Annotated in this window: 23 protein-coding genes; 14 read left to right on the top strand and 9 right to left on the bottom strand. The window is 61.3% G+C overall.

The window, feature by feature from the left end:
• Positions 1-110: 110 nt before the first annotated feature.
• The 10 genes from BLV61_RS18790 (at position 111) to BLV61_RS18750 (ending at position 8759) form a co-directional block, all read left to right on the top strand.
• Positions 111-1505 carry an ethanolamine ammonia-lyase subunit EutB gene (locus tag BLV61_RS18790; protein WP_090466887.1) on the top strand — a complete coding sequence of 465 codons (1395 nt, stop codon included), beginning with the start codon at positions 111-113 and terminating at the stop codon, positions 1503-1505.
• An 8-nt stretch (positions 1506-1513) separates the two neighbouring features.
• Complete coding sequence (gene eutC, locus BLV61_RS18785; protein ID WP_090466886.1) at positions 1514-2338, top strand: ethanolamine ammonia-lyase subunit EutC; 825 nt, start codon at positions 1514-1516, stop codon at positions 2336-2338.
• 116 nt (positions 2339-2454) lie between these two features.
• On the top strand, positions 2455-2916 hold the full coding sequence (locus tag BLV61_RS18780) for a GNAT family N-acetyltransferase (RefSeq protein ID WP_047533786.1): 462 nt from the start codon (positions 2455-2457) through the stop codon (positions 2914-2916).
• A 270-nt stretch (positions 2917-3186) separates the two neighbouring features.
• Positions 3187-3843 (top strand): DedA family protein, encoded by a 657-nt coding sequence (locus BLV61_RS18775; protein ID WP_090466883.1) that lies wholly within the window; start codon positions 3187-3189, stop codon positions 3841-3843.
• Positions 3844-3849: 6 nt separating this feature from the next.
• Entirely contained in the window at positions 3850-4662 is an 813-nt protein-coding gene (locus BLV61_RS18770) for a M90 family metallopeptidase (RefSeq protein ID WP_090466881.1), read from the top strand.
• 111 nt (positions 4663-4773) lie between these two features.
• Positions 4774-5301, top strand: a complete 528-nt coding sequence (gene ppa / locus BLV61_RS18765) for an inorganic diphosphatase (protein WP_003228599.1) — start codon at positions 4774-4776, stop codon at positions 5299-5301.
• 215 nt (positions 5302-5516) lie between these two features.
• Positions 5517-6263, top strand: a complete 747-nt coding sequence (locus tag BLV61_RS18760) for a S24 family peptidase (protein WP_090466878.1) — start codon at positions 5517-5519, stop codon at positions 6261-6263.
• Positions 6264-6818: 555 nt separating this feature from the next.
• Entirely contained in the window at positions 6819-6926 is a 108-nt protein-coding gene (locus BLV61_RS31645; RefSeq protein ID WP_341865089.1) for an Arm DNA-binding domain-containing protein, read from the top strand.
• 20 nt (positions 6927-6946) lie between these two features.
• Positions 6947-7423, top strand: a complete 477-nt coding sequence (locus BLV61_RS18755) for a GNAT family N-acetyltransferase (RefSeq protein ID WP_047533794.1) — start codon at positions 6947-6949, stop codon at positions 7421-7423.
• Positions 7424-7583: 160 nt separating this feature from the next.
• Entirely contained in the window at positions 7584-8759 is a 1176-nt protein-coding gene (locus tag BLV61_RS18750; RefSeq protein WP_090466876.1) for a GGDEF domain-containing protein, read from the top strand.
• Here the strand turns inward: BLV61_RS18750 and BLV61_RS18745 are convergent.
• From BLV61_RS18745 to BLV61_RS18720, 6 genes are read right to left on the bottom strand one after another with little or no spacing between them, the layout of a single operon-like run.
• Positions 8746-9558 (bottom strand): YfaP family protein, encoded by an 813-nt coding sequence (locus BLV61_RS18745; RefSeq protein WP_047533798.1) that lies wholly within the window; start codon positions 9556-9558, stop codon positions 8746-8748. The genes BLV61_RS18750 and BLV61_RS18745 overlap by 14 nt on opposite strands.
• Positions 9559-9561: 3 nt before the next feature.
• On the bottom strand, positions 9562-11181 hold the full coding sequence (locus BLV61_RS18740; RefSeq protein ID WP_090466874.1) for a DUF2300 domain-containing protein: 1620 nt from the start codon (positions 11179-11181) through the stop codon (positions 9562-9564).
• A gap of 1 nt (position 11182) precedes the next feature.
• On the bottom strand, positions 11183-15742 hold the full coding sequence (locus BLV61_RS18735; RefSeq protein ID WP_090466872.1) for an alpha-2-macroglobulin family protein: 4560 nt from the start codon (positions 15740-15742) through the stop codon (positions 11183-11185).
• The gene (locus BLV61_RS18730; protein WP_090466870.1) at positions 15739-16389 is read right to left on the bottom strand and encodes a DUF1175 domain-containing protein; all 651 of its coding nucleotides are present in this window, start codon (positions 16387-16389) and stop codon (positions 15739-15741) included. The genes BLV61_RS18735 and BLV61_RS18730 overlap by 4 nt, the downstream gene beginning before the upstream one ends.
• A complete protein-coding gene (locus BLV61_RS18725; RefSeq protein ID WP_090466867.1) occupies positions 16374-18086 on the bottom strand; it encodes a DUF2138 domain-containing protein in 1713 nt (570 codons plus the stop codon). Before BLV61_RS18725 ends, BLV61_RS18730 begins: the two co-directional genes overlap by 16 nt.
• A gap of 35 nt (positions 18087-18121) precedes the next feature.
• Positions 18122-18913, bottom strand: coding sequence for a YfaP family protein (locus BLV61_RS18720; RefSeq protein WP_047533809.1), 792 nt, complete (start codon positions 18911-18913; stop codon positions 18122-18124).
• A gap of 504 nt (positions 18914-19417) precedes the next feature.
• Here BLV61_RS18720 and BLV61_RS18715 point away from each other — a divergent pair.
• The 4 genes from BLV61_RS18715 to BLV61_RS18700 all read left to right on the top strand — a co-directional run bounded on the left by BLV61_RS18715 (position 19418) and on the right by BLV61_RS18700 (position 24574).
• Positions 19418-19660 (top strand): exodeoxyribonuclease VII small subunit, encoded by a 243-nt coding sequence (locus tag BLV61_RS18715; RefSeq protein WP_007894317.1) that lies wholly within the window; start codon positions 19418-19420, stop codon positions 19658-19660.
• On the top strand, positions 19657-20544 hold the full coding sequence (gene ispA / locus BLV61_RS18710) for a (2E,6E)-farnesyl diphosphate synthase (protein ID WP_047533844.1): 888 nt from the start codon (positions 19657-19659) through the stop codon (positions 20542-20544). The genes BLV61_RS18715 and ispA overlap by 4 nt, the downstream gene beginning before the upstream one ends.
• Before the next feature lie 91 nt (positions 20545-20635).
• The gene (dxs, locus tag BLV61_RS18705; RefSeq protein WP_090466865.1) at positions 20636-22534 is read left to right on the top strand and encodes a 1-deoxy-D-xylulose-5-phosphate synthase; all 1899 of its coding nucleotides are present in this window, start codon (positions 20636-20638) and stop codon (positions 22532-22534) included.
• A 156-nt stretch (positions 22535-22690) separates the two neighbouring features.
• A complete protein-coding gene (locus BLV61_RS18700) occupies positions 22691-24574 on the top strand; it encodes a TonB-dependent receptor domain-containing protein (protein WP_090466863.1) in 1884 nt (627 codons plus the stop codon).
• Positions 24575-24602: 28 nt separating this feature from the next.
• Here the strand turns inward: BLV61_RS18700 and BLV61_RS18695 are convergent, their stop codons facing one another.
• Genes BLV61_RS18695 through ribA form a run of 3 tightly spaced genes read right to left on the bottom strand, consistent with a single transcriptional unit; the run spans position 24603 to position 26436 of the window.
• The gene (locus BLV61_RS18695; protein WP_090466861.1) at positions 24603-25403 is read right to left on the bottom strand and encodes a cobalamin-binding protein; all 801 of its coding nucleotides are present in this window, start codon (positions 25401-25403) and stop codon (positions 24603-24605) included.
• Entirely contained in the window at positions 25403-25822 is a 420-nt protein-coding gene (locus tag BLV61_RS18690) for an MFS transporter (protein ID WP_090466858.1), read from the bottom strand. Before BLV61_RS18690 ends, BLV61_RS18695 begins: the two co-directional genes overlap by 1 nt.
• Entirely contained in the window at positions 25819-26436 is a 618-nt protein-coding gene (gene ribA / locus BLV61_RS18685) for a GTP cyclohydrolase II (protein WP_047533858.1), read from the bottom strand. Before ribA ends, BLV61_RS18690 begins: the two co-directional genes overlap by 4 nt.
• Positions 26437-26472 lie beyond the last annotated feature (36 nt).

Here is a 26472-nt window from a genome sequence, read left to right as displayed (position 1 = left end):
CTGGCGCCTGCATGATTGAAGTGCATGCAAATTCCCTGATGGGAGCACACTACCTCCCACAGGGACTGTTTGTGTTATCAAGACTTGTACAGACCAGAGGACACCGCCCCATGGCCGCATTTGCCCATTCCGTCGGCGCTCAGACCTATCGCTTCGAAAACCTCAAAGACGTGATGGCCAAGGCCAGTCCGGCGCGCTCAGGGGATTTTCTGGCCGGCGTCGCCGCGCTCAATGACGGCGAACGTGTGGCCGCACAAATGGCTTTGGCCGACATTCCGCTAAGCCATTTCCTACAGGAAGTACTGATTCCTTATGAAGCCGATGAAGTCACCCGGCTGATTATCGACACCCACGACAAGCACGCCTTCAGCGTCGTCAGCCACCTCACCGTGGGCGGTTTTCGTGACTGGCTGCTCAGCGATGCCGCCGACGAACATGTCCTGCGCGCCCTTGCACCCGGCCTGACGCCGGAAATGGTCGCCGCTGTGTCGAAGATCATGCGCGTGCAGGATCTGGTGCTGGTGGCACAGAAAATCCGTGTGGTCACGCAGTTCCGCGGCACCCTGGGCCTGCGCGGCCGGCTCTCCACGCGACTGCAACCGAATCACCCCACGGATGAACCGGCCGGTATCGCCGCGAGCATCCTTGACGGTTTGCTGCATGGCAACGGCGACGCCATGATCGGGATCAACCCGGCCACCGACAGCATCGCCTCGATCTGCGCGATGCTGGAAATGCTCGACGCCATCATTCAACGCTACGAAATCCCGACACAGGCCTGCGTTCTGACGCATGTCACGACGTCGATCGAAGCCGTGAATCGCGGGGTGCCGCTGGACCTGGTGTTCCAGTCGATCGCCGGCACCGAGGCGGCCAACGCCAGTTTCGGCATCAATCTGAATGTATTGAAGGAAGGTTACGACGCCGGATTGAGCCTCAATCGCGGCACCCTCGGGCAAAACCTGATGTATTTCGAAACCGGCCAGGGCAGCGCCCTGTCGGCCAACGCCCACCATGGCGTCGATCAACAGACGTGCGAAACCCGGGCGTACGCCGTGGCACGACATTTCAATCCGTTTCTGGTGAACACCGTCGTAGGGTTTATCGGCCCGGAGTACCTCTACAACGGCAAACAGATCATTCGCGCCGGCCTTGAAGATCACTTCTGCGGCAAGCTGCTGGGCGTACCGATGGGCTGTGACATCTGCTACACCAACCACGCCGAAGCCGACCAGGACGACATGGACACCCTGTTGACCCTGCTGGGCGTGGCCGGGATCAACTTCATCATGGGCATCCCCGGCTCCGACGACATCATGCTCAACTACCAGACCACTTCGTTCCACGACGCGCTCTATGCCCGTCAGACCCTGGGCCTGAAGCCCGCGCCGGAGTTCGAACAATGGCTGGCGAAAATGGGCATCTTCACTCAAGCGGACGGCAAGATTCTCTTCGGCAACAGCCTGCCTCCGGCGTTCCGCCAGGCCTTGGCGCAATTGGGATGAGTGTTTCCATGGATAAACCACCCTTCGATCCGCACAACCCATGGCTGGAACTGCGACGCCTGACACCGGCGCGGATCGCCCTGGGCCGCACGGGCACCAGCATGCCCACGCGCGCGCAGCTGGACTTCCAGTATGCCCATGCCCAGGCCCGGGACGCCGTGCATTTGCCGTTTGACCACAAGGCACTGAGCTCGCAATTGGCAGAACGTGGGCGCGAAAGCATCTTGCTGCACAGCGCGGCGATCGATCGCAACAGCTACCTGCAGCGCCCCGATTTGGGGCGAAAGTTGAGCGATGAGTCCGCTCAGATCCTGCGCGATTACGCATCAGCCCATCCCGGCGGGGTCGATCTGGCGATCATAGTCGCCGATGGTTTGTCGGCCCTGGCCGTTCATCGCCACACGTTGCCGTTTCTGGCGCGCCTGGAAGAACAGATTGGCGCCGAAAACTGGTCCCTGGCCCCGGTAATTCTGGTGGAGCAAGGTCGCGTTGCGGTGGCCGATGAGGTCGGTGAACTGCTGGGCGCCAAAATGACAGTGATTCTGATCGGCGAGCGCCCCGGCCTCAGCTCACCAGACAGCCTGGGATTGTATTTCACCTACAGTCCCAAGGTCGGCCTGACGGACGCGTACCGCAACTGCATTTCCAATATTCGCCTTGAAGGCCTGAGTTATGGCATGGCGGCACACCGTTTGCTGTATCTGATGCGCGAGGCCTGCCGACGGCAGCTTTCGGGCGTCAATTTAAAGGATGAAGCGCAGGTTCAGACGCTGGAGTCGGACGTTGACGCGGACATGAAAGGTAATTTCCTACTGAGTCCGCCGGATGCCTGAACCGCTTCCGCATTGCACTTTCGGGATGATTTCAGGCAGGATCGACGCACGGCTGCCAGTGAGTACCTTTTGCCGTCAGAGCACGTGAAGACAGCCACTTGAAGACGAGACCTACCATGCGGATTATTCAAGCGACCCTCGAACACCTGGACCTGCTGACCCCGTTGTTCGTCAAATATCGCGAATTTTATGGCTCCCTGCCGTATCCGGACTCGTCCCGGGCGTTCCTCGAGAAACGCCTGCGTCGCAAGGAGTCAGTGATTTACCTGGCACTGGCCGATGACGACAACAACAAGCTGATGGGTTTCTGTCAGTTATATCCAAGCTTTTCCTCGCTCTCGCTCAAACGCGTGTGGATCCTCAACGACATCTATGTCGCCGAAGACGCCCGCCGCCAACTGGTGGCCGACAACCTGATCCGTACCGCGAAGAAAATGGCCAAGGAAACCAATGCCGTGCGCATGCGTGTTTCCACCAGCAGCAACAACCAGGCCGCACAGAAAACCTATGAATCCATCGGGTTCAAGGAAGACACCGAGTTCAAGAACTACGTGTTGCCGATCAGCGAAGAGCTTTGACCCGCGTCAAACCTGCAGGCGCAAGCTTGCTCTCGATTGCGGTGTGTCATTTGTCACCTTCATCGCGAGCAGGTGTGCGCCCGCAAAACAGAGCGCACCCAGCGTCGGCCCGAGTGAAATCCCCCGCTACAATCTCGACGCTCTTTTCACTTCTCACTCCGTATAATCCCGATCTTTCCGGCTTGTAAGAAAAACTACACCCATCGGTAGTCTTACGCGAAGTCATATGCACAGGCCTGCCGAGTCGGGCCGTTATCACAGGTGCCCACCATGGATTTCAACCCGATCGATATCGTTCTGCATCTCGACGTCTACCTCGACATGCTCGTAACCAACTACGGGGCCTGGATTTACGCCATTCTTTTTCTGGTGATCTTTTGTGAAACCGGCCTGGTGGTGATGCCTTTCCTGCCAGGCGACTCGCTGCTGTTTATCGCCGGCGCCGTTGCCGCCGGTGGCGGTATGGATCCGGTGTTGCTGGGCGGGCTGCTGATGCTGGCGGCGATAATGGGCGACAGCACCAACTACATCATCGGCCGAACGGTCGGCGAACGTTTGTTCAGCAACCCGAACTCGAAAATCTTCCGCCGCGACTACCTGCAACAAACCCATGACTTTTATGACAAGCACGGTGGCAAAACCGTGACCCTGGCGCGCTTCCTGCCCATCATCCGCACCTTTGCGCCGTTCGTCGCCGGCGTGGGCAAGATGCCTTACCCGCGCTTTTTCGGATTCAGCGTACTGGGCACGGTTTTTTGGGTTGGCGGCCTGGTCACCCTCGGTTACTTCTTCGGCAACGTACCGTTCATCAAGAAAAACCTGTCGCTGCTGGTGGTCGGGATCATCCTGCTGTCACTGCTACCGATGATCATCGGCGTGATTCGCAGCCGCTTCGGCAACTCGAACTCCAAAGCCGAAACACGCTGATTCACGATGTGGTCCCTAAGCGCCTGGCGACGCCAGCGCACCTTGGCCAAACACCCGATTGCCGACGACATGTGGCAACGGGTGCGCCATCAACTGAGTTTTCTGGATGGCATCAGCGCCGCCGAAGACCAGTGGCTGCGTGAAGCCAGCGTGCTGTTCCTGCAAGACAAACACCTGACCGCCCTGCCGGGCGTTGAACTCCATCAGGAGCAACGCCTGCTGCTCGCGGCCCAGGCGCAACTGCCATTGCTGAACCTGGGCGACCTGAACTGGTACCAGGGTTTTCACGAAATCATCCTCTACCCCGACGATTTCCTCAGTCCGCAACGGCATCGCGACGCCAGCGGTGTCGAGCACGAATGGGATGGCGAGCACAGCGGCGAAGCCTGGCAGCAGGGCCCGATCATCCTCGCCTGGCCCGGCGTCATGGCCAGCGGTGGCTGGGAAGGCTACAACCTGGTGATCCACGAGCTGGCGCACAAACTCGACATGCTCAACGGCGATGCCAATGGCCTGCCACCGTTGCATGCCGACATGCGGGTCAGCGACTGGGCGAAAGTCATGCAAGAAGCCTATGACGATCTCGACCGACAACTTGATCGCCATCCTGACGCCGAGACCGCGATAGATCCCTACGCCGCCGAGAACCCGGCCGAATTTTTCGCCGTGACCAGCGAGTACTTCTTCAGTGCTCCGGATTTGCTGCACGAGGCTTATCCACAGGTCTATGAGCAGCTGAAACTGTTCTATCGCCAGGACCCGCTGAGGAGGCTCCAGCAACTTCTCGCCGAGGACCCGGTCTATCAGGCACATGACTAAGGTCTACGACCTCTGGTACATGGCGTCGACGTAGGAATATGCCTATAATCGCCGCCACTTTTTGGTCAATCCGGCCAAGTGTTTTTGGTCAACTAACGGGGGCAACGCCCAATGAGCTACAGCAAGATTCCGGCTGGCAAAGACCTGCCGAACGACATCTACGTCGCGATCGAGATCCCGGCCAACCACGCGCCGATCAAGTACGAAATCGACAAAGACAGCGATTGCCTCTTCGTTGACCGTTTCATGGCCACCCCAATGTTCTACCCGGCCAACTACGGTTACATCCCGAACACCCTGGCTGACGACGGTGATCCCCTCGACGTACTGGTCGTGACCCCTTACCCGGTTGCGCCAGGCTCCGTGATCCGCGCTCGTCCGGTCGGCATCCTGAACATGACCGACGACGGCGGCGGCGATGCCAAAGTCATCGCGGTTCCACACGACAAGCTGTCCCAGCTGTACGTGGACGTGAAGGAATACACCGACCTGCCACCGCTGCTGATTCAGCAGATCGAGCACTTCTTCGCGAACTACAAAGATCTCGAAAAAGGCAAATGGGTGAAAATCGAAGGCTGGGACGGCGCAGACGCCGCCCGTGCCGCGATCACCAAGTCGGTTGCTGCCTATAAAGGCTAAGCGCCGCTGCAAGCTTCAAGAAAAGCCCCGGTGATCCGGGGTTTTTTTTGGGCGCTCGAAAAGCACCACTTAAACGGATCGTTTAACAGGCTCCGAATTGGTTTTTTCTTGTTTAATTTCACCCAAGAACGTCTTACATCCAGTCTTAAATCTCCCTCGAAATTTGAACGGTTCGTTTATTCAAAGCCTTATGCGCCGCCAGTAGACTCGCGTTTATGAAAAAGAACACTAGCGGCCCGCGCTTTAAAGCGCTCCTTGAAGAAGCGAACATCACGACAACGGGATTTGCCGAGTTTCTGGACGCAGTCCCGCAGAAAGTCCACAACTGGTACACCCGTGGCGTGCCTGCGCACTGCATGGAAGAAGTGGCCAGAAAACTCTCCGTGAACAGTGAATGGCTGAAAACGGGCGAAGGCCCGAAAGACGCCAGACACCTGCGCCTGCTCGACGAAACCGGCCACACATTCGATGCCCAGGCCATCCGCGGCATTTACACCGTCGTCGAGCCCCTTGACGTCGAACTGCCCTTCTACAAAGAAACCGCCACCGCACCTGGCTCTAACAAAACCCACGTCGTCGAAGACCCCGGCCAATCCATCCGATTGCCCCGCAGCCACCTCGATTCCCTGGAAATCAAACATACCGATGCCATCTGTGCCCGCATGATCGGCAACAGCATGGGCGAAAGAATTGAAGACGGCTCCTTCCTGGGCATTGACCGTGGGCTCAAGGACATCATCGATGGCGAGATCTACGCGATCGAACATGACGGCATGCTGCGGATCAAATACCTGCACCGAGTGCCCGGCAACGCCATTCGCATGCGCAGCCACAACAGGATCGAATACCCGGACGAAATCTTCCGGGCCGCGCAGATCGAAGAGCAAAACATTCGGGTATTAGGTTGGGTGTTCTGGTGGTCGACACTGAACAAGCGCCGGCCGGAAGTGCCATTTCTGTGATACCGAGGCGAATTCATCACGCGCAAGCCATGCGCCCGCAGGGACAGGCGAGACCTGTGGGAACGGACTTGCCCGCAAAGACGTCGAGAGAATCACCCTGAGAACCAACCCAGAGCTCTATCTCGCACACCAAGCTGGGAATTTCCTCAAAAAATCAGTATGCTGCGCCCCACATTTGCGCATCCCCCGCTCCGCGGCGGAGAATCGCACCGACAAGGCAGATGATTTTCTCGCCGAGTCCCACAGCCGGACGCAAGATCCGGGTGTACGTTTTGAAGGCTGGCGCGGTTTACCAAAAATGAACCAAGCCAGTCCCCGAGAAGCCGGCCACAAGCCGGCTTTTTAATTGCCCTAAATAATCCTGTCCCATCCGAGAATCCTGCCGATAGCCTGGCTATCACGGGCGTTTCAGGCGCGTCCCTGCCTGATGGTGTTCAACGCCATTTGATCTCGTCCGACGAAGTAATGGGACGACAGGGAAAAATCAATGGGTAAGCTGAATCCTTCGAAAACCTGACCGAACCCGGCACCAATGACGAGAGTCATGGGCTACGCTTGCTCGTCAAACCTGCCGGGCGTAAATCCTGGCTTCTTCGCTTTCAATTGGCGGGCCGTCGTAGAGAAATGGGCATGGGCTCATTCCCGGCAAGTGGCTGGCCGTAAAAGAAACTGGAGTTCACCTGATGAGTCATGTGCAGATCCGCCCGGCGACCCTGGAGGACGCCGAGAACATTTTTCAGACCCACAAAGATTCGGTTGAGAGCCTGTGCACGGCTGACTACAGCGCCGAACAGATCGCCATGTGGCTGGACGGGCGTTCGCCACAGACGTACCGGGAGGCGATCGTGGGCGGCAACGTGTGGCTGGCGCAAAACGACGGGATCCAGGGGTTTGTCGAGGTTGACGGGCATGAAGTCAGCAAACTGTTCATACGCGGCAGCGGGGCGCGTCAAGGTATCGGCAGGCTGCTGTTGGAGAAGGCGTTGCAACAGATCCGTGATGCTGGCCACTCCAGGGCCTACCTGGAGGCGACCTTGACCGCGGAAAAGTTCTACCAGCAACTCGGTTTTCGCAAGATCGGCGAAGGCACGTTTTCCCGAGGCAACAGCCCGGTCTCCATCGAGATCATCAAGATGGAACGGCCTCTCCAGGCTACTTAATCGCTGTCCTTTGTCACTCGGTGTCGACGACTCGGATAAATGCCCCCCTTGCCAATACTGGTACCTCAAGTGCTAAATCCACCCTTTCGACCACAACCTCGTTGACCCGACACCCCTTCTGCGGGACCACTCCGGTTTGAGCTTCGCGGGAACTAAAGACATGGCGCTTCACATCCCGACCTTGCTGGTCGCGTCAGTCTTCGTCTTCGCGTTGATGGGGCTGTTGACCTGTCACGCCTGGTGGCGCGAACCCCGTGAGCGGACCCTGGCTTATCTGGGTGCCATGATGCTGCTGGCTGCGCTGGGTGTGGTGCTGGTCAGTTGGCGGGGTCGGGGGGTCGATTTTGTGCCGATCATCTTCGGTAACGTCGCCCTGTTGTTGAGCGCGGCGATGAACTGGACAGCCATACGCGTGTTCGTCGGACGCACACCATCAATGCAGGGGATTCTGGCCGGGGCCGGCCTCTGGCTGACGCTGTGTCTGAGTCCCGCCTTCTATGACGCCATGCCTGTTCGAGTCGTGGTGTATTCCCTGTTGGTCGCTGGGTATGGCGTGCTGACGGCACTGGAGTTCTGGCGCAGCCGTCGCAGCCTTGAAGTCGCGTACATGCCCGCGCTGCTGCTGACGCTGCTGCACACCACTTTTTATGTTGTCCGTAGTGTGATCGACAAAAGCCTGCCGCTGGATCAGGCCTTGTCGGGCGTCGGCGATGGCGTGCGCTTTTTCTCCTTCATGCTGTTCGAGTCCATGCTCTACGTCATTGGCATTGCCTATGTGGCGTTGGCCATGGTCAAGGAGCGCGCCGAACTCAAGTTCAAGGCCGCCGCTTTCTGTGATCCGCTGACCGGAATCGGCAACCGTCGCGCGTTCATGGCTAACGGGGAACGCTTGCTGGCGGACAGCAATCGCCACAAGGAACCCGCCGCTCTGCTGCTATGCGACCTGGATCATTTCAAGCGCCTGAACGACAGCTTTGGTCACCCGATGGGGGACCAGGCCTCGATCGCATTCAGTCGGATTCTGGCGGAGAACCTGCGCAAGCAGGATGTGTTCGGTCGTATCGGTGGCGAAGAGTTTGCCTGCCTGCTCAAGGAGGCAGGTGAGCAGGAAGCGGTTCAGGTGGCCGAGCGCATTCGCCTGTCCTTTTCACAGCTGTCGATGCTGGAACCGGGGATGCTCAGTGTCAGCATTGGTGTCGTCACCACGCGTGAGTCGGGCTACGATCTTTTCGGCCTGCTTTCACAAGCGGATGAAGCGCTATACGGGGCAAAGGATCGGGGACGTAACCGCGTTCAGACCCTGCGCAAGATGTACTTGAGCCTCACGGATAACTGAACCCCTTCACCAGCGTCAACTCCCCCACCGCCCGCATCGGCACCAGAAACGTCTCGATCTTCTCGCTCGGCGTCCCCTCCTCGGTAATCACTGTGACCTGCGCGGTGGTCAGCGCTTGAACCGCCTCTTCCTGCCCCTCTTCGTCACTGCGATAGCCACCGCCGAAGTAATTCACATACACCAGATACTGCCCCTTGATCGGCGCAGGCATGGCGAAGATTTCCGGACCGTAGCCGGTGGTGACGTCGACATCGAGTGCTGCGCCATTGGGGGCGACGCGGTCGCCGTACCAGATGTGCGCACCGTCGGGGGTGATCAGGTGCAGGTCGAGGTCGGTGTTGTCGCTGTCCCATGACAGCAGAACGCGCAATTTGGCCGGTGTTGCTCCACCGCTGGCATTCAAGAACTGAACACGACGGCGTTGCTGGCCGTCAGGGCTACGGACCTCGACACTGTTGCTGCCGTTGGGAAACGAGAACGGGCGATCAAAGCGGCCCGCCGGATCGATTTTCAGCGGCATGCTGACACCGTTCACAATCAACCGGCCGGGCTCCGCCGACTTGGGCGTGGCTTTGATCTGTCCGGCGATGCGCGCGGTGTTGGCCTGGCCTGCCGGTGTGTTCACCGAGGAGGCCGGGTAGTTGACGGTCTGACGGAAGTTCTCCCCCTCGCCTTCCGCCGCACCGGTGCGCCAACCGCCTGCGGGAGTGTCGAGCTTGACGCTATCGGCAGCCTGGGTCGGCGATAACACGGCCGACGCGAAGAGCAACAGCAAGACCTGTGGATAACGGAGTGTCATGGTCTATTCCAGCAAAAGATGACGGGCGAGCCCTTCGATGTAGGTTTCATCCTGGCCGTTGGGGTGTGCCTCAAAGGCCAGGTGCAGGTATTCATGAGTCAGGTCGAGACGGTCTTGCAGCGAGAGCACGCCGCGCACGTAGATGCGCTGGCGTTCGCGGTCGACATAGGGGCGGCCAAAAGTCAGGCGGCAGACGGCGAACGTGCTGACTTCGTTGTAGCCGGTTTCGCTTTCCAGCTGTGGGCGCCAGCCGCGACGCTGCTTTTGCAGCCAGTCTTGCGCGGCGGGCAGCGCTTCGCAGGAGGCGACGGGATTGTCCCAACGGCTGAGGCTGGCGCGTGGGTAAGCGTGCAGCAGGATGGCGTCGTAGCGTTGGCCGGCATTGGCTTGTTCGACGGCGTGCTGCCAGGACAGTTTGTCCGGGCCGGGTTGATCGGAATGGTAGGTCACGGTGCTGCCGGCCAGTACCAGATCACGGGTCCAGGCGGCGATGTCGCGCGCTTCGGCGCTGGCCGGACGCGGTGCGACCCGTTGGCGCTGGCTGCTGTCGTCGATGCTCAGGCACTCGCCGTGGCGCGTGGCGTTTTGCAGCAGGTAGGTGCGAATGGCCACGGCCAGGGCTTTGGCCGCTTCGGCGGGTTCAGCGGTGGCTTCGCGCTGCAGCACGCGCGCGACGTATTCTTCGCGGTCCAGCCGAGCTACCAGTGTGTCGTTCAGTAAAAACAGTTCGCCATCGCTGTGGATATCGAGCTGATTGCCGCTGGCGAACTCGACGCGGTAGTCGCCCTGTAAAGGTCCGGACGCTGCCACGCGACCTCCCGACAGTAGGCGTTTCAGTGGATAACGAGAGAACAGACTGACCTCCACGCACGTTCCGCTCTCAGCCGCGCCTGATGGCGGGAGCACCGTCGCCAACGCCGGACCATACTCACGCAAGACTCGCTGACTGGTCCCGCGCCCACCGGCCCAGATCGGCGTACCGTCCACCGTCCAACCAGCAAAACCGCCCTGGCGCGACGCCGGATCCCGATCCCCCAGCCAGCTCCAGGTTTTCACCCGCAACCGGCCGCCGAGCTCGCCGACCACATTGCCGTCTGCGGCATTGAGCACCACATCGAGCAACACCCGGCGGGCCTGATCCTGGGCCGGCAGCAGCGCCAACGAGCGCAACAACTCAGCCACCGGGACCCGAGTGGCGGGCTGCAACGACGGCAAGCTCCGCAACCATTCCGGCGCCTGTCGCGTCTGCCAATAGGCTCGCCAATCGGCGCTGGAAATGCCCAGACGCGCCGGCTCGAAATACAGTCCGCAGGATTTGACCAGCGCCTGATCACGCTCGATCTTGCCGCCCGCCGTGCAGCAATAGACTTCCTCCTTCGACTGCCCGCGACATTCATAAGCCGGTTCGCGCGCACCGGTGTCCACCAGCCAGGCGTAGACAAACAACTTCCACACACTGCCCAGCGGGGTCTGCAAGGTGTCGGGCAACGGCTCACGCGACAGCAACCGGGTCCGGCTCAAGGACAGCAAATCGCCCTTGAGCGCCAGATGCAACGGTTCGTCCTGCGCCGTGGCCAGTGCAGGAAGCAAACACAACAGCCAGCAGACCAGAAGCCGTGGCATGTCAGTGGACCGTGACCTGACCGAGCGCCGGTTTCTGCTCTTGAGCCTGATGCTGTGGCGCATACACCTGAGTGAAGCGCGCCGGCGGCAGGTTGAATTGGCCTTTCTGCGAGAAACGCACCAGATGACGCAGGCGCAGCTCACCGCTCAGCGCATCCACCGGCACGGCATAAGCCAGTTGTCCCGGTTCGAAACGGGCCTTTTCCAGAGCCGTTGGTTCGGTGCCGGCCTTGCCCATCAGCTTGATGCCCCAAGTGGTGCGCTCAACGTCGGCGCCCGGTGGCAACGGCACTTCAAGCAAGCCGTAGCGCAGCGGTTTGGCAGCTTTGCTGGTGAGGATCACTTCGTCCAGGTACAGGTTGTCACTGGACAACGGCGCGTTGCCGACCGCTTCCAGTTTGAACGTGAACGCTTCATCCCCCGGCACCAATCGCGACAGACGACGGGTGATGGTCACGGCCATCGGATCGACGGTCGGTTGCTGGCTCTGGAAGCTCAATGCGGCCCGCAATGGGCGCTCCTGCACCCCGATCAGGGACAACACCGTCGGTACGGGCGTAGCCCCCTGCCACGTCCAATACACCTCACCGGTGTCACCGTATTTTTTCTTCCAGCCCTCACCCGGCGCCAAGGCGATGGTGGGTGACGCCTGTTCGATACTGCGCTGCAGCCAGGTCAGCGCCAAGGCACGTTCCAGCGTCGACTGCTGTGGCAGCAAACGCTGCAGCAACGCTTGCGCGCGGGCCTGATCGAAGGCTTGCAGTGACAGGTTCAGGGCTTCGGCAAACGGCTGGGAACTGACGGCCAGGCGCTGCTGTGCATCGGCCAGTTGCCGGTTGAAAGCGTCGGGCACGGTGACCTTCGATTGCTTGGCCAAAGACGCCGTCAACGCCCGGGCCGCGGCCAGACCCAGCGCCGAATCCGGATCGCTCATGACGATGCTGTCTTCGCCATCGTCCATCAGGTTCGCGGCATTGCCCTCGCCCGCTTTTGCCAGATCCTCCATCAATCCACTGAGCAAGGTGTTCACTGGCAATTGCATCTGTTTGGCGAACGACAGAATCAGCGCTCGCTGCAACAGTGGCGTGTTCTTCGCCTGCTTCGAATAGACCTCCAATACCCGCTGCCAGTGCTCTGGCGGCAGGCTCAGCTCCAGCACTTTGCTGGCGTGCCAGTCGGCGTAATAGGCGTATGCGGTCAGGAACGCGTCCGGCTCGCCGTCCATGCCCCACCAGGTGAAACTCGCCGACGGCCCGGCCATTTGCACCAGACGCAAGCGGCTGTTCTGCATGATCAGGCGCAAGCGGTCGCGGACCTGCGGGTTCGACGACAGGCTCGGATAGGCAATGCTCAGCGGCAGCAAGCGACTGGCGGTTTGTTCGACGCCGCCATAGGGGTAGCTCAGCAGATCGTCCAGCGCCGAGCGGAACAGCGCTTGCGGGCTGTCGTCCAGGCGCAGGCGTATATCCGTGGCGTCCGCCGGCAGTGTCAGCGGCGTATCGCCGACAGTCACGTCCAGGCTTTGGCTCTGCGTGACCTGCCAACCTTCGCCGGTGGCGGCCAGGCGCACGGCCAAGGCATCAGCGGTTTTGCCATCCTGCACCAGCTCGGCGGTCCACTCGCCACTGGCCAACGAGAACGCCGGCAACGCGATGTAGTTGATGCCGTTGCTCAGCGTCACGGGCACACGCTGCTCGTTGCCCGCGTAATGAATCACCAGTTCGGCCTTGACCGGTTTTTCTGCCTGGCTGAACGCGAACACACCGAGATCCGGCTTATCGCCCGTGCGGAATGTGTTTGGCCCGCTCCACTTCAGGTACAGCGGTTTCTCCGAGCGCACGAACTGCTTCTTCTGCCCGACCTGACCGTCATCGGCGATGGCCCGGGCGGTGATGCGCCAGCGGGTCAGCGAGTCCGGCATCTTGAAGGTGAAGCGGGTCTTGCCACTGGCGTCGGTCACCAGCTCCGGTTGCCACGCGGCAGTGTCGACGTCTTCGCGACGCGGCCGCTCCAGCACCTTCACGCCACGTTCGCTGCGGTTGGCCTTGCCCGGCGCGCCTGGGTTGCCGGGCAGCGCCACGTCGTAGCTGATGAACGACAGGCTGGCGCTGGTGCGCACGTTGTTACGCCGCGGGTGGTAGAAGAACTGGTCGATGCTCGGCGCCACCTCCGGCTGCAGCGCGTAGACCATTTCGTCGACCACGCTGACCGTCAAGTGCGCCGGGATCGGCTTGCCGGCGAACTGGGTGGTCAGGTCCACCGACACGGTATCGCCGGGTTGATAGGTGTCTTTATCGGTGGCGATGGCCACGTCTATCTGCGGCGCAATCACCTTGATGCCGGCGTTCTGGAAACTGTACTGGCCGCCCTTGGTGTACAGCACCGAGAAGGTCAGGTTCGGTGCGAAGCTGTCCTTCACCGCAATGCGCGCGCGGTATTGGGTGTCGCTGAGTTTTTCCATCTTCAGCCAGTCACCGCCCCTGGACAGCAACGCCGTGGCCTCGACCTTGTCGCGTTCCAGCGACAGCAATGCGTCGCTGATCGGCTCGGGGAAGGTGATCAGTGCCAGCGCTTCGTCGCCGGCCTTGTACTCCGGTTTGTCGAGGACGATTTCAACGGTGCCCGGCACCGCTTTGACACCCTCGCCGGTGACCGAATGACCCGTAGCGCCGAGGGTGCGACCGTGGTCATCCCTGAGCGTCAGGTTGTAGGTGCCAGGACGCTCGAAAGCCAGGGTGAACCCCTTGTCGGTGGCCGCCAGTTTGCCTTCGCCGGTGCTCTGATCCTCCAGGCGCACCCAGCCATAACTGCTCGGCGTGACCGACTGGCGCTGCTCGCTTTCATTGGCGTAGCTGAATGCCACCTTGTCGCCCACCGCACTGAACCGTTGCGGCGCGCTCAAGCGGAAATTTGCCGCACCGCGATCAATGAGAATTTCCTTGGTGGTCTTGACCCGGTACGCCGCGCCATCACTGGCAAACACGGTGAGCATGTAGCGGCTCGGTTTCTCCGCGGCCGGCAGCTCGAGGGTGGCGTTGCCTTTGGCGTCGGTGGTCAGTTCGGTGCTGGTCAGCTCCACCGGGAATTGCCCGAGGTACTGCAGCTCGTTGTCGACCATCGACAGCTGTTGAGCGCGCAGGCTCAGGCTCAATTTGGCATTGGCCACCGGTTTGCCGTCGGGATACAGCAGCACCAGGCTGCCCTTGACCGCTTCGCCGGTGCGGTAGTCCTGTTTGGCCAGGTTCAGTGAAATCTCGAAGTGCGGCTTGATGTACTCGGCAACCCGGAAGGCGCTGCTGTAGGCCTGATCCTTGTAGCTGAAACGCAGCTCATAGCCACCGGCCACGGCATTGTCGGGCAACTGGAAACGGCCTTGGGTGCCGGCCTTGGAATCGAGTTTCAAATCCAGGGTTTGCAACGCCGTTCCCGTCGCATCCAACACCGTCACATTGACGTCAGCGGCACTGGGTTGCACCGAATCCCGGGCATTCTTGAACTCGCGCCCGACGATCTTCAGCGACACCCAGTCCCCTGGCCGGTACAGCGGCCGGTCGGTGAAGGCATAGAGTTTGGTGTCGTAGATTTCACTGTCGTAGTAGAAGTTTTCCGAGACAAAAACGCCGCCCTCTTCGTCTTCGCCTATCACGAACGAACGCTCGGGGCTGACGTGCTTCAAGCGCAGCAGGCCATCGGCATCGGTGGTACCGCTGCTCATCACGCCGAGGCCGTCGGTCCACAACACATTGACCTTGGGCACCGAACTGCCTTCGTGTTTGCGCGCAGCCCACACCAGCAACTCATCGCCAGCGATCTTGCTCACGGCCACGGTATTGGAAACGAAGACCATGGTGGTCGCCCGGTACTTGCCGATCAGCGCTTCCACCAGATAAAGGCCCGGTTTCAGGTTGCCCAACGGGATATAGACGTTGCCCGGCGCGACGCTGACGAATTCACTGGAGGAGCCAGCGAGGTTCACCCCTTCCGGTGGCTGGATCGGCTTGGCCTGCCACAGCGGGTAGCGAAACTGGCTGACCACTGGCAGCCCCGGAATCAACGCGAATTGCGGCTGAGCGTCGTAGGGCGTGGGCGCGGCCATGGCGTTGCCCATCTTCAGTTCCGGCACTTCTTCGGTGACTTGTTTACGCGACTCGTAGGAAAACGCTCGCTGCATCACCCGGCGGGACTTGCGGTACCAGCTATCCCACAGGTACGCCAAGGTGTTGGACAGGCCTTCGCCCTTGAACTGGCCGTCGCTGACCACCCGGTGCAGGTTCTTCTGGCGCTTGAGGAAATCCAGCGGCTTGTCGATGCGATACACACGAATGTCGGCGCCGCCGTAGGGTTCCATGCGGAACCGGCGATAGTCGCGGCCCGGTGCTTCGAGACGCACCATCGCCTGTTCGTCGCTGGCGAAACTGCTGTCCGCCAGCAGAAAGAAACTCTCACCGGCCACCGGCGTATAGCCACTCGGCTCGACGGTGTCTTCGGCATTCACCCGCGAAAAAGGCAGCATCAAGACCAACAGCAGGGGCAGAAAACGCAACATGCGGGCACCGATCATTGGGAGAGAAAATTCAGTCGATAAACGCCGATGAAGTTGGGGTTGGCTGCATCGGGTATCCATCGGGTGTCCTTCCATGTCATGAGTTGTTGCAGGCTTGCGGAGCGCATGCCGTTGTCAGTGGGTGTGGTGGTGCCGGTGTGGTAAGCGATGTAGCGGCCCATCCAGATCATCAGGTGCTGGTCGTCACCCTGATCGAAAAACATCAGGTCGCCGGGACGCGCCTGGGCCACATCACGGCCGACCAGATGGCTGTTGAACTGAATCAGCTTGATCGCATTGACGTACGGCCCGACCTTGCCGCCGCCCTGCTGCCACTGCTGGGCGAGGCCGCGCTGGGCGTCGCTCAGTTGCAGTTCCGGCGGCAGGTAGCGGTTGGACAGGCCATTGCTGCGCAGCCATTTGTCGTCATGCACCTTCAGCGCTTCGTTGGCGGCGAAGCGCACCAGCCCGGCGCAATCCTGCTGATACCAGCGCGGGCTCGGACCCTGGCTCAGTTGCTCTTGGGCGATGCGCACGAACCAGGCGCGGAACACCTGGGATTGCTGCGGGTCGAGCGCCGGGGTTTCGACGGCCCGGGCACCCGCGCTCAGCAGCAGCAAAAGCAGGCCAAGGCTTCGGATCAGTCCGGTCACAGCGCTTTCCATTCCAGTGGCAGCCATTGCCAGTGGCCGTCGGGTTCGCTGCCTTCAGGCAAGGTCAGGGCGTACTTGCCGTAACCGCCGAGCTTGCGCAGTTTCGGGATCAGGTAGGTTTGCGCGGCGTTGTAGAACACCGGCTCCATGTCTTGGGGCAGGCTGTCGAGGGTTTCCTGCTGCATCAGCTGGGCCATCGCATCCGGACCGAAATAGACCGGCATCAGCAGGTCTTTCGGCACTACGTCGGCCATCGGCGGGAAGCGTTTGTCGAGGGTGCCGAGCGCCTTGTCCACCAGTTTGTCGTCGAGGGAGAACAGCAGCGTCGAACCGTGACGCGCCAGGCTGACGCGCATGAACGCCTTGCCGGTGATCGCGTCCGGGTCCTCGGCGTCCTTGGCCGCGTACGGCCCGAAGTTTGAGCTGACCTGGCGCTGCCATTGATGGCTCTGGCCCTCCTGCTTTTCGACCACCGGGAACGCGTGATCATCGACCTTGCCTTCGTAGGCACCGACCATCGAGCCGAACAGTTTGCCCAGATCACCGTCGAGTCGGGCGCTGTCCTTATCGCTCAGGCCGGCCACCAGCAGCGGCGTGTACAGGCGCGAATCGGCGTACCAGCACAGGCCCGCGGCACCGGCCATGTGTTCGGTCAAGGCCTGTGCCACCTTCTCCTCGGCACCGAGCTTAACCAACAGCGGTTTCTGTTGTGCGGCGGCGAGTGGCAAGGCCACACAGGCGCTGGCGCCCAAGGGCATGGCTTGCCAGATCGGCTTGAAATCGAAGCCCGGCTGGTCGTCCAGTTCATCCATGGCGAGGAAGCTGTGCCAGCCCTTGTCGTCCATGTCGAAGCGCAACCCGGCGAAGTTGGGGATGAAGCGCTGGTAACCCATCGCCAGCACACTGGCGTTGACCGACAGGCGCTGCTTCACTTCAGGCGCGCGCGGCGGCAGACCGAATGCTTCGGGGAACAGTTTGTCACCGTTGAGCAACGCGGCGATGGCGGCTGTCGAGACACTGCCGGGCTCCTCGGCCTGGCCACTTTGCGGGTCGTAGAGTTTCGACGGATTGGACAGCACCACCAGTTTGTCGCCATGGGAGGCAAACAGCAGCGCCTTGCTGGCGTTGTAGGTGAGCTGATAGAGCGCCACATCGTCGTTGCCGACTTTCACATCGGCGATTTTGCTCAGCTGTGAATCATCCAGCGCGACCTTCGCCAGCGGCTCGAGCACCTTGGCCAGTCCGCCGCGATCCATCACCAGCAGGAAATCCTTGAGCCGACCATCCGCCCCACGCCACAGCGCCACGTCGGCGGGTTGATCGAAGAGCTGCTCGATCAGGCTGTCCTGCAACTTCAGGTCATGCTCGTAAATGATCCGCCGCAGACTGCCGATCAGTCCGAGACGATCCGCGTGAGTTTCGTAATAGAAGACGAAATCTTCGGTGAGGGTTTCCTTGAGGAACGGCACCGCCAACAGATCCTTGGGCAATTGGCTCAAGGAATGGGTTTCCAGCAGGCCATCCGGCCGGCTCATGCCCAGTTTATCGCTGGCCAATACGGGCGCGGGGGTCTTGGGTTTGTGCAGGAACCACCCCACCCCGCCCGCCACAACGGCTACCAGGCCCAACCCAAGCAGTAGCGCCGGCCAGCGCCGGGAAGGTTTGGCGGCCGCTGAATCGGCGGCAGGGGACACGATGTTTTCACTCATTTCACAAAACCCAATTCATCCGTGGTGCGGGATGCTTAATAGTTGAAAGTCTTGACCAGCAGCAGGTCGCCGATCGCACGCAAGGGCACGATGAAGGTCTCGCGTTTTTCGTCGACGGTGTTTTCGTTGAGCACCAGATTGATCTGCGAGGTGATCACCTCGTTCTGGTTGCTGGCCTCATCGAAGTTATAGCCGCCACTGCCGAAGTTGCCCCAATAGTTCACGTAAACCAGATAGGTGCCATGCAGCGGCGCCGTCATGGTGAACATTTCCGGGCCGGGACCGTCGACGCCGTCCGGGTCGAGGCCGCCGCCGTTGGTCAGCGCCGAATGAGCCCAGAACGCGTGCTGGCCATCGGGAGTAATGATGTGCAGGTCGAGCTCGGCCTTCGGGTCGTCCCAACCGAGCACCACCCGAATCCGCGCCGGGGTGCGCAGGTTGTTGGCTTCATAGAATTGAACGCGCTTGAGCGACTGGCCTTCGGCACTGCGCACTTCGACACTGTTGGAGCCCGCGCCGAACGCATAGGGCCGGGCGAAACGCCCCTGATCGTCGGTGTACAGGTTCAACGGATTGCCGTTGACCGCCAGGGTGTGAGGACCACGTTGCGTGCCGATGGCCTTGAGCTGGCCCTCGATCATCGTGCGATTGCGCTGCACACCCCGGTCGATGGGCGGCGTGGGATAGGCCACTTGAGGATTTTCCGTACGGTCGAGCAAACCGTTGTAGCGCCAGCCGCCCACGGGTTCCGACACCTCGGCACTCGGCGCGGCCAGGAGGCCCGACGCACAGAGCCATCCAACAAGCAGCAAAAGAATCGAACGCATGTGATGCCTCCTGCCATGCATGACGAAACCTTGCGCCCGATCCTCGGCGCGTTACAGAGGTTGATACTGCGTTTCGTCTGAAAGACCCGTGACTGTCGGGTCGTATAGGGCGCGAAGGTTAACCGCCGTGGCCGCTTCTAACAATGAGATCGCCGTGAAAATGCGGCGCAAATCACGCGGGTGAGTGGACGGTGAGCCGAATAATGCTTCTATTCGGCTCATTTCGTGAGCCGAATAATCCCCAGGTCTGCTCCACCACTCATCTTGTGGCGAGGGAGCTCGCCGGAACGCCGCACCGTCCCGTTCGGCTGCGAAGCAGTCGCAACATGGGTAAATGCGCGATACCTGAAGCAATGGCAGCGCCTGTTTTGGGGGCGCTGCGCGAACCAGCGGGAGCAAGCTCCCTCGCCATAGGGTTCAGTCGCCAGATGCCCCGCTCATTTGCCCATAAACCCCATGTCTGCTAGTGTCGCGCCGGTTTAACGTCAACCGGAAATCGCCGCCATGGCCCGCAAAAAAGCTGCACTGGATTTCGAACAATCCCTCGCTGACCTGCAAACGCTGGTCGAGCGTCTGGAGAATGGTGAATTGTCGCTGGAAGACTCGCTGACCGCTTTCGAGCAGGGCATCGGTCTGACCCGCGATTGCCAGGCGGCGCTGGCCCAGGCCGAGCAAAAGGTGCAGGTGCTGCTCGAGCGTGATGGCGAGTTGGCCGAGGAACCCTTCGACGCGGATCAACCAGAATGATTGCAGCGTATTCGGCGACCAGCCAGGCCCGGGTCAATGCGGCCCTGGAAACCCTGTTCATCGCGCCCGGCCCTGAGCTGGCGCGTCTCTACGAAGCCATGCGCTACAGCGTGATGAACGGCGGCAAGCGTGTGCGCCCGCTGCTGGCCTACGCCGCGTGTGAAGCACTGGGTGGCAAGGCCGAGCAAGCCAACGGCGCGGCCTGCGCGGTGGAGCTGATCCACGCCTACTCGCTGGTGCACGACGATTTGCCGGCCATGGACGACGACGACCTGCGCCGCGGCCAGCCCACCACTCACAAGAAATTCGATGAAGCCTGCGCGATCCTCGCCGGCGACGGCTTGCAGAGCCTGGCTTTCAGCGCCCTGCTCGACCCGCGCCTGAACAGCGCAGACGCGGAAATCCGCCTGCAGATGGTCAGCGCCCTGGCATTGGCGGCAGGCCCGGCGGGCATGGTCGGCGGGCAGGCCATCGACCTGGGTTCGGTCGGCCTCAAGCTCGATCAGAAGGCCCTCGAATACATGCACCGGCACAAGACCGGTGCGCTGATCGAAGTCAGCGTCAAGCTCGGTGCCCTGGCCAGTGGGCACGCGCAGAAGGACGAACTGAAATCCCTGCAGACTTATGCACAGGCCGTTGGTCTGGCATTTCAGGTCCAGGACGACATTCTCGACGTCGAAAGCGATACCGAAACCCTCGGCAAACGCCAGGGCGCCGACATTGCCCGCGACAAGCCGACCTACCCGGCCCTGCTCGGCCTCGACGCCGCCAAGGCCTACGCCCTGGAATTGCGCGATCAGGCCCTGCACGCGATGCGACCGTTTGACGCGGCGGCAGAGCCTCTGCGCGATCTGGCCCGTTACATCGTCGAGCGCCGCAACTAAAGGCGTATCCGCCAAAAAGGACCTATGCGTGGGCAGGGTGCGATCCATCAGGTAAACTGCCGCATCTTTTATACCTATAACGATTCGCCTGATGCCCACGACGTTTCATGAGATTCCCCGCAAGCGCCCAACCACGCCCCTGCTCGACCGCGCGAATACGCCGGACGGCCTGCGCCGGTTAGGCGAAGCCGAGCTGGAAACCCTGGCCGATGAGTTGCGCCTGGAATTGCTCTACACGGTCGGTCAGACCGGTGGGCATTTCGGCGCCGGCCTGGGCGTGATCGAGCTGACCATCGCGTTGCATTACGTCTTCGACACCCCGGACGACCGGCTGGTGTGGGACGTGGGTCATCAGGCTTATCCGCACAAGATCCTCACCGGTCGTCGCGAGCGCATGGGCACCCTGCGCCAGAAGGACGGCATCGCCGCCTTCCCGCGCCGTTCCGAGAGCGAATACGACACCTTTGGCGTCGGCCACTCCAGCACCTCGATCAGCGCAGCGCTGGGCATGGCCATTGCCTCCCGCCTGCAAAACAATGATCGCAAGGCCATCGCGGTGATCGGCGACGGCGCCTTGACCGCCGGCATGGCGTTCGAAGCGCTGAACCACGCGCCGGAAGTGAACGCCGACATGCTGGTGATCCTCAACGACAACGACATGTCGATCTCGCGCAACGTCGGTGGCTTGTCCAACTATCTGGCGAAGATCCTTTCCAGCCGCACCTACGCCAGCATGCGCGAAGGCAGCAAGAAAGTGCTGTCGCGCCTGCCCGGGGCCTGGGAAATCGCCCGTCGCACCGAAGAATACGCAAAAGGCATGCTGGTCCCCGGCACCCTGTTCGAAGAGCTGGGCTGGAACTACATCGGCCCGATCGATGGCCACGACCTGCCGACCCTGATCGCCACCCTGCGCAACATGCGCGATCTGAAAGGCCCGCAGTTCCTGCACATCGTCACCAAGAAGGGCAAGGGCTTCGCGCCTGCTGAAGTCGATCCGATCGGCTACCACGCGATCACCAAGCTCGAGCCACTGGACGCCCCTGCCGCTGCGCCGAAAAAAACCAGCGGGCCGAAGTATTCCGGTGTGTTCGGTGAATGGCTGTGCGATATGGCCGCCGCCGACCCACGCCTGGTGGGCATTACCCCGGCAATGAAGGAAGGCTCCGACCTGGTGGCCTTCAGCGAGCGCTTCCCGTTGCGTTACTTCGACGTGGCGATCGCCGAGCAACACGCCGTGACCCTTGCCGCCGGCATGGCCTGCGAAGGCGCGAAACCGGTGGTGGCGATTTACTCGACCTTCCTGCAGCGCGGCTACGACCAACTGATCCATGACGTGGCAGTGCAGAACCTCGACGTATTGTTCGCCATTGACCGTGCAGGTCTGGTGGGCGAAGACGGCCCGACGCACGCCGGCAGCTTCGACCTGTCGTTCCTGCGCTGCATCCCCGGCATGCTGGTGATGACCCCGAGCGACGAAAACGAGCTGCGCAAAATGCTCACCACCGGCCATCTGTACGAAGGCCCGGCGGCGGTGCGCTACCCGCGTGGCACCGGCCCGAATGCGACCATCGAGAAGAACCTCGAACCGATCGAAATCGGCAAGGGCGTGGTTCGCCGTCAAGGCAGCAAAGTCGCCCTGCTGGTGTTTGGCGTACAACTGGCCGAGGCGCTGAAAGTCGCCGAGACGCTGGACGCCACCGTGGTCGACATGCGCTTCGTCAAACCACTGGACGAAGCACTGGTCCGTGAAATCGCCGCCAGCCATGAGCTGCTGGTGACCGTCGAAGAAAACGCGATCATGGGCGGCGCCGGCAGCGCGGTCAGCGAGTTCCTTGCCCGGGAAAACATCCTCAAGTCGATGCTGCACCTGGGCTTGCCGGACAGCTACGTCGAGCATGCCAAGCCTGCGCAAATGCTGGCGGAGTGTGGATTGGACGAGGCAGGCATCGAAGCCAGGATCCGCGAACGGCTGCAGCTGCTTAACCGCTAAACACACTTTCCCTGTGGGAGCGGGCTTGCCCGCGAAGAGGCCGGCTTATCCAGCATCAATGTTGGCTGTACCGACGCCTTCGCGGGCAAGCCCGCTCCCACAGTGTTTTGTGGGCTCTCAAAACTGTATTTGCCTCAAAGCACCATCGGACTATCAATGAAGTTTGCCCGCATCGCCCTGCCCCTGATTCTGCTACCCACCGCCAATACCCTCGCTGACACTTTCGAACGCGATCAAGCCCTGAAGCTGCCCGACGTGCTGATCAGCGCCAACCGCCAGGTCGAAGCGCGCAACGACAGCAGCGCCGCCAATACCGTGTTCACCCGCGAAGACATCGACCGCCTGCAACCGAACAGCATCGCCGATTTGCTGCGTCGAGTGCCGGGCGTACAAGTGGCGCAAACCGGTGGTCGTGGCAGTTTGCCGGGGGTGTACATTCGCGGCACTCAATCGGCCCAGAGCCTGGTGCTGGTGGACGGCCAACGGATCGGCAACTCGACCTCCGGTGACAGCAACCTGCAACACATCAACATCGAGCAGGTCGAGCGCGTAGAAGTGCTGCGCGGCTCCCGCTCGGCGATTTACGGCAGCGATGCGATTGGCGGCGTCATCCAGATCTTCACCCGTCGCGGCGGCGAGCAAGGCTTGCAACCGCGCCTGCACATGGGCTTTGGCAGCAACCAGACCTGGGAGCGCAGCCTCGGCCTGTCCGGTGGCGATGAACGCACCCGCTTCAACCTTGGCACCAGCCTTGATGAAACCGCCGGGATCAACCGCACCCGCCAGTCGTATCCCAGCGATGGCGATCACGATGAATACCGCAACAAGTCGCTGAGCCTGAGCCTGAGCCACGCACTCACCGACGACATTGAAATCGGCGCCAACGTGCTGGATAACCGCGGCAAAAACGCGTTCGACAACCCGTTCGGCCGCTTTGACCCGGCCACCTTCGAGTCGTTGCAGCAGCAGCCCTACAGCGAATTCGACGTGAGCAGTGTCAGCAGCTACCTCGACGCGCGAGTGAATGACCTCTGGAAAACCCGCCTCGAATTCGGCCACAGCGAAAACCGCGAGAAGACCCTCGACAAACTCAGTGACGAGCGCAGCGTGTTCAACACCTATCGCGACTCGCTGACCTGGCAGAACGACCTGACGCTCAACGAGCACAACAGCCTGATCCTCGGCGGCGACTGGTACGAAGACCGGATAAACAGCAGCACGGACTTCAACGAAGACAGTCGCTGGAACCGCGCGGCGTTCATCCAGCACCGCTATCAGACAGACCGCTTCTCCACCGAGCTGGGCTTGCGTCACGATGACAATCAGCAGTTCGGCGGCCAGAACAGCTGGAGCGGCACCTTCACGCTGCCGCTGAACCCGGACAACGACATCCTGCTGAGCTACAGCGAAGGCTTCCGCGCACCGACCTTCAACGACCTGTATTACCCGGACTTCAGCAACCCGGACCTGAAACCCGAAACGTCAAAGAGCTATGAGCTGCAATGGCGCAGTCAGTTGACGCAGGACAGTCGCCTGGAAGCCTCGCTGTACCGCACGGATTTGGAAGACGCGATCATCTTCGGCAGCAACTCGCGCCCGCAGAACGTGGCTTCGGCACGGATCAACGGCTTTGAAGCGGCGTTGAAACAAGAGCTGTTCGGCTGGCAGAGCAACCTCGGCGTAGCGATCATTGACCCCCGCGATCGCGACACGGGCCATACCCTGGCGCGGCGTGCCCGGCGCACCTTGAGCCTGGACCTGGACCGGCAGTTCGACCGCCTGGGCCTCGGCGCCAGCTGGCAAGCGGTGAGCGGCAGCTATGACGACCTGAACAATCAACAACCCTTGGGCGGCTATGCCTTGTTGGGGTTGCGTAGCAGCTGGGAGCTCAATCGCGAGATCAAGCTGGAGTTGAAGGTCGATAACCTGCTGGACAAGGACTACAGCCGGGTGCTGTACAGCCATGAAGGCAGTCAGTATGGGTATCGTGAGGAAGGTCGAACGTGGATGTTTGGGGTGACGTGGACGCCGCAGATCTGATCTGAAAAGAGCGGTGTTCGGACAGGCCTCAACGGTCAGGTGCGATCAACTGGCAAAGCTTGGCGGTCGCTTCGATCATTTGCCCGCTGGGCCGCTCCAGGCCTTTATCCGCCACCAACAGCAACTGCCCCTTCGCCACCGCTTCCACCTGGCCCCAGGTTTTCCACGCATCGAGCTGCGCCTGATCGCCGGCCAGAATCACCTGCGGATTGCGCTGTAACACCGCCTCCACACTGACCTGTGGCGCGGCCAGCGCCTGGTCGCCGAATACATTTCGTGCCCCGCAAACTTCGAGCGCATTACTGATGATCTGCTCGCCACCAATGGTGTACAGCGGCCGATCCCAGACCTGATAAAACACCCGCAACGGTTGATCGCGGCGATAACGTTGACGCAACTCCGTCAGGCGCTGCCTTAACCCCGTCGCCAGTGAGACACCGCGCTCCGGCCGCCCCAGTTGCGTGGCAATCGCCTCGATTTGCGCGGCGAGTTGGTCCAGGTCATGGGGTTCGGCGACGTAGGTCGGGATGTTCAGGTTTTTGAGTTGTTCACGCTGAGCCGGACCGACGCTGCCGGGCCAGAGCAGCAGCAAGTCGGGCTTGAGGCTGAGCAGCCGCTCCATGTCCAACTGACCGTAGCGGCCAACGGAAGGCAGGTCCTGGATTTCAGCGGGACGCTCACCGGCATCCAGCACCCCCACCAGCAGGTCGGCTGAACCCAGTTCGACAACGATTTCAGAGAGCGATGGCGCCAGGCTGACGACCCGTTCGACCGCCGCCACCGAGCCGCTGACGGCCAGCAGCAGAACCGCCAGCCAGGCCGCATGCATCAGCCGAGTTGACGCGGAATGCGGTAGAGGTAGAACAGCACCGTGGTCGAGAGCGCCAGCAGCACCAGCGGCACGGCTTCGAGACCAACGAACACGGCCAGGGCACCGATCCATGCCGGCAGGCCGGCGACAAGAAATGCCGTACGCCGTTTGGTCGCCAGACTGACCCACGCGGCAGGCTCTTCAGGGGTATCAAGGGCTTTCTGGGTGGCGATCAAGGCGTGCTTGTAAGCACCGAAAAACTTCAGGCTGACAAACATCGAAGCCACACCGGCGATGAACAACGGCATTGCCAGCACCGGCAAGATCGCTTCGCTCTGGCCGAACACGCCGTTGATCACGAACAGCGGCAACAAGGCCAGCGCCAGGTATTGCCACCAGTTGACGGACAGTCGCCGCCGCACCTGACCGCGGGTCACGCCCGGTCTACCTCGCCCTGATGTTCATTGCCCATCATGTGGTCAAGCTTGCTCGCCTTGGTCGCCAGGTAGAGTTTGTTGTGCGGATTGTGACCGGTGTGCAATGGCACGCGCTCGGCGACCACGATGCCCATCTCGGTCAAGGCTTTGACCTTGCGCGGGTTGTTGGTCATCAAACGCAGGGATTTCACGCCCAAGTGCTCCAGCATCGGCAGGCACATGGCGTAGTCGCGCTGGTCGGCGGCAAAGCCCAGGCGCTCGTTGGCTTCAACGGTGTCGGCACCGCCATCCTGCAGCTCATAGGCGCGGATCTTGTTCAGCAGGCCAATGCCACGGCCTTCCTGACGCAAGTACAGCAATACGCCACGGCCTTCGCGGGCAATCGCCTGCAACGCGGCTTCGAGTTGCGAGCCGCAGTCGCAACGCTGGCTGAACAAGGCATCGCCCGTCAGGCATTCGGAGTGCAACCGGCCGAGTACCGGGGCACCGTCGGCAATCTCGCCCAGGCTCAGCACAACGTGCTCACGGCCGGTGGCTTCATCGAGAAAGCCATGCATGGTGAATTGCGCAAAAGGCGTTGGCAGCTTGCAAGCGGCGACAAAAACGACAGGCACCTGTGTGCTCCTGATCTAAAAGTCTGAAGATTCGCA

The sequence above is a fragment of the Pseudomonas mohnii genome (assembly GCF_900105115.1).
GTDB classification, from domain to species: domain Bacteria; phylum Pseudomonadota; class Gammaproteobacteria; order Pseudomonadales; family Pseudomonadaceae; genus Aquipseudomonas; species Aquipseudomonas mohnii.
Note: the sequence above shows the minus strand (reverse complement) of the source record. Positions and strands in the feature narration are given on the sequence as shown.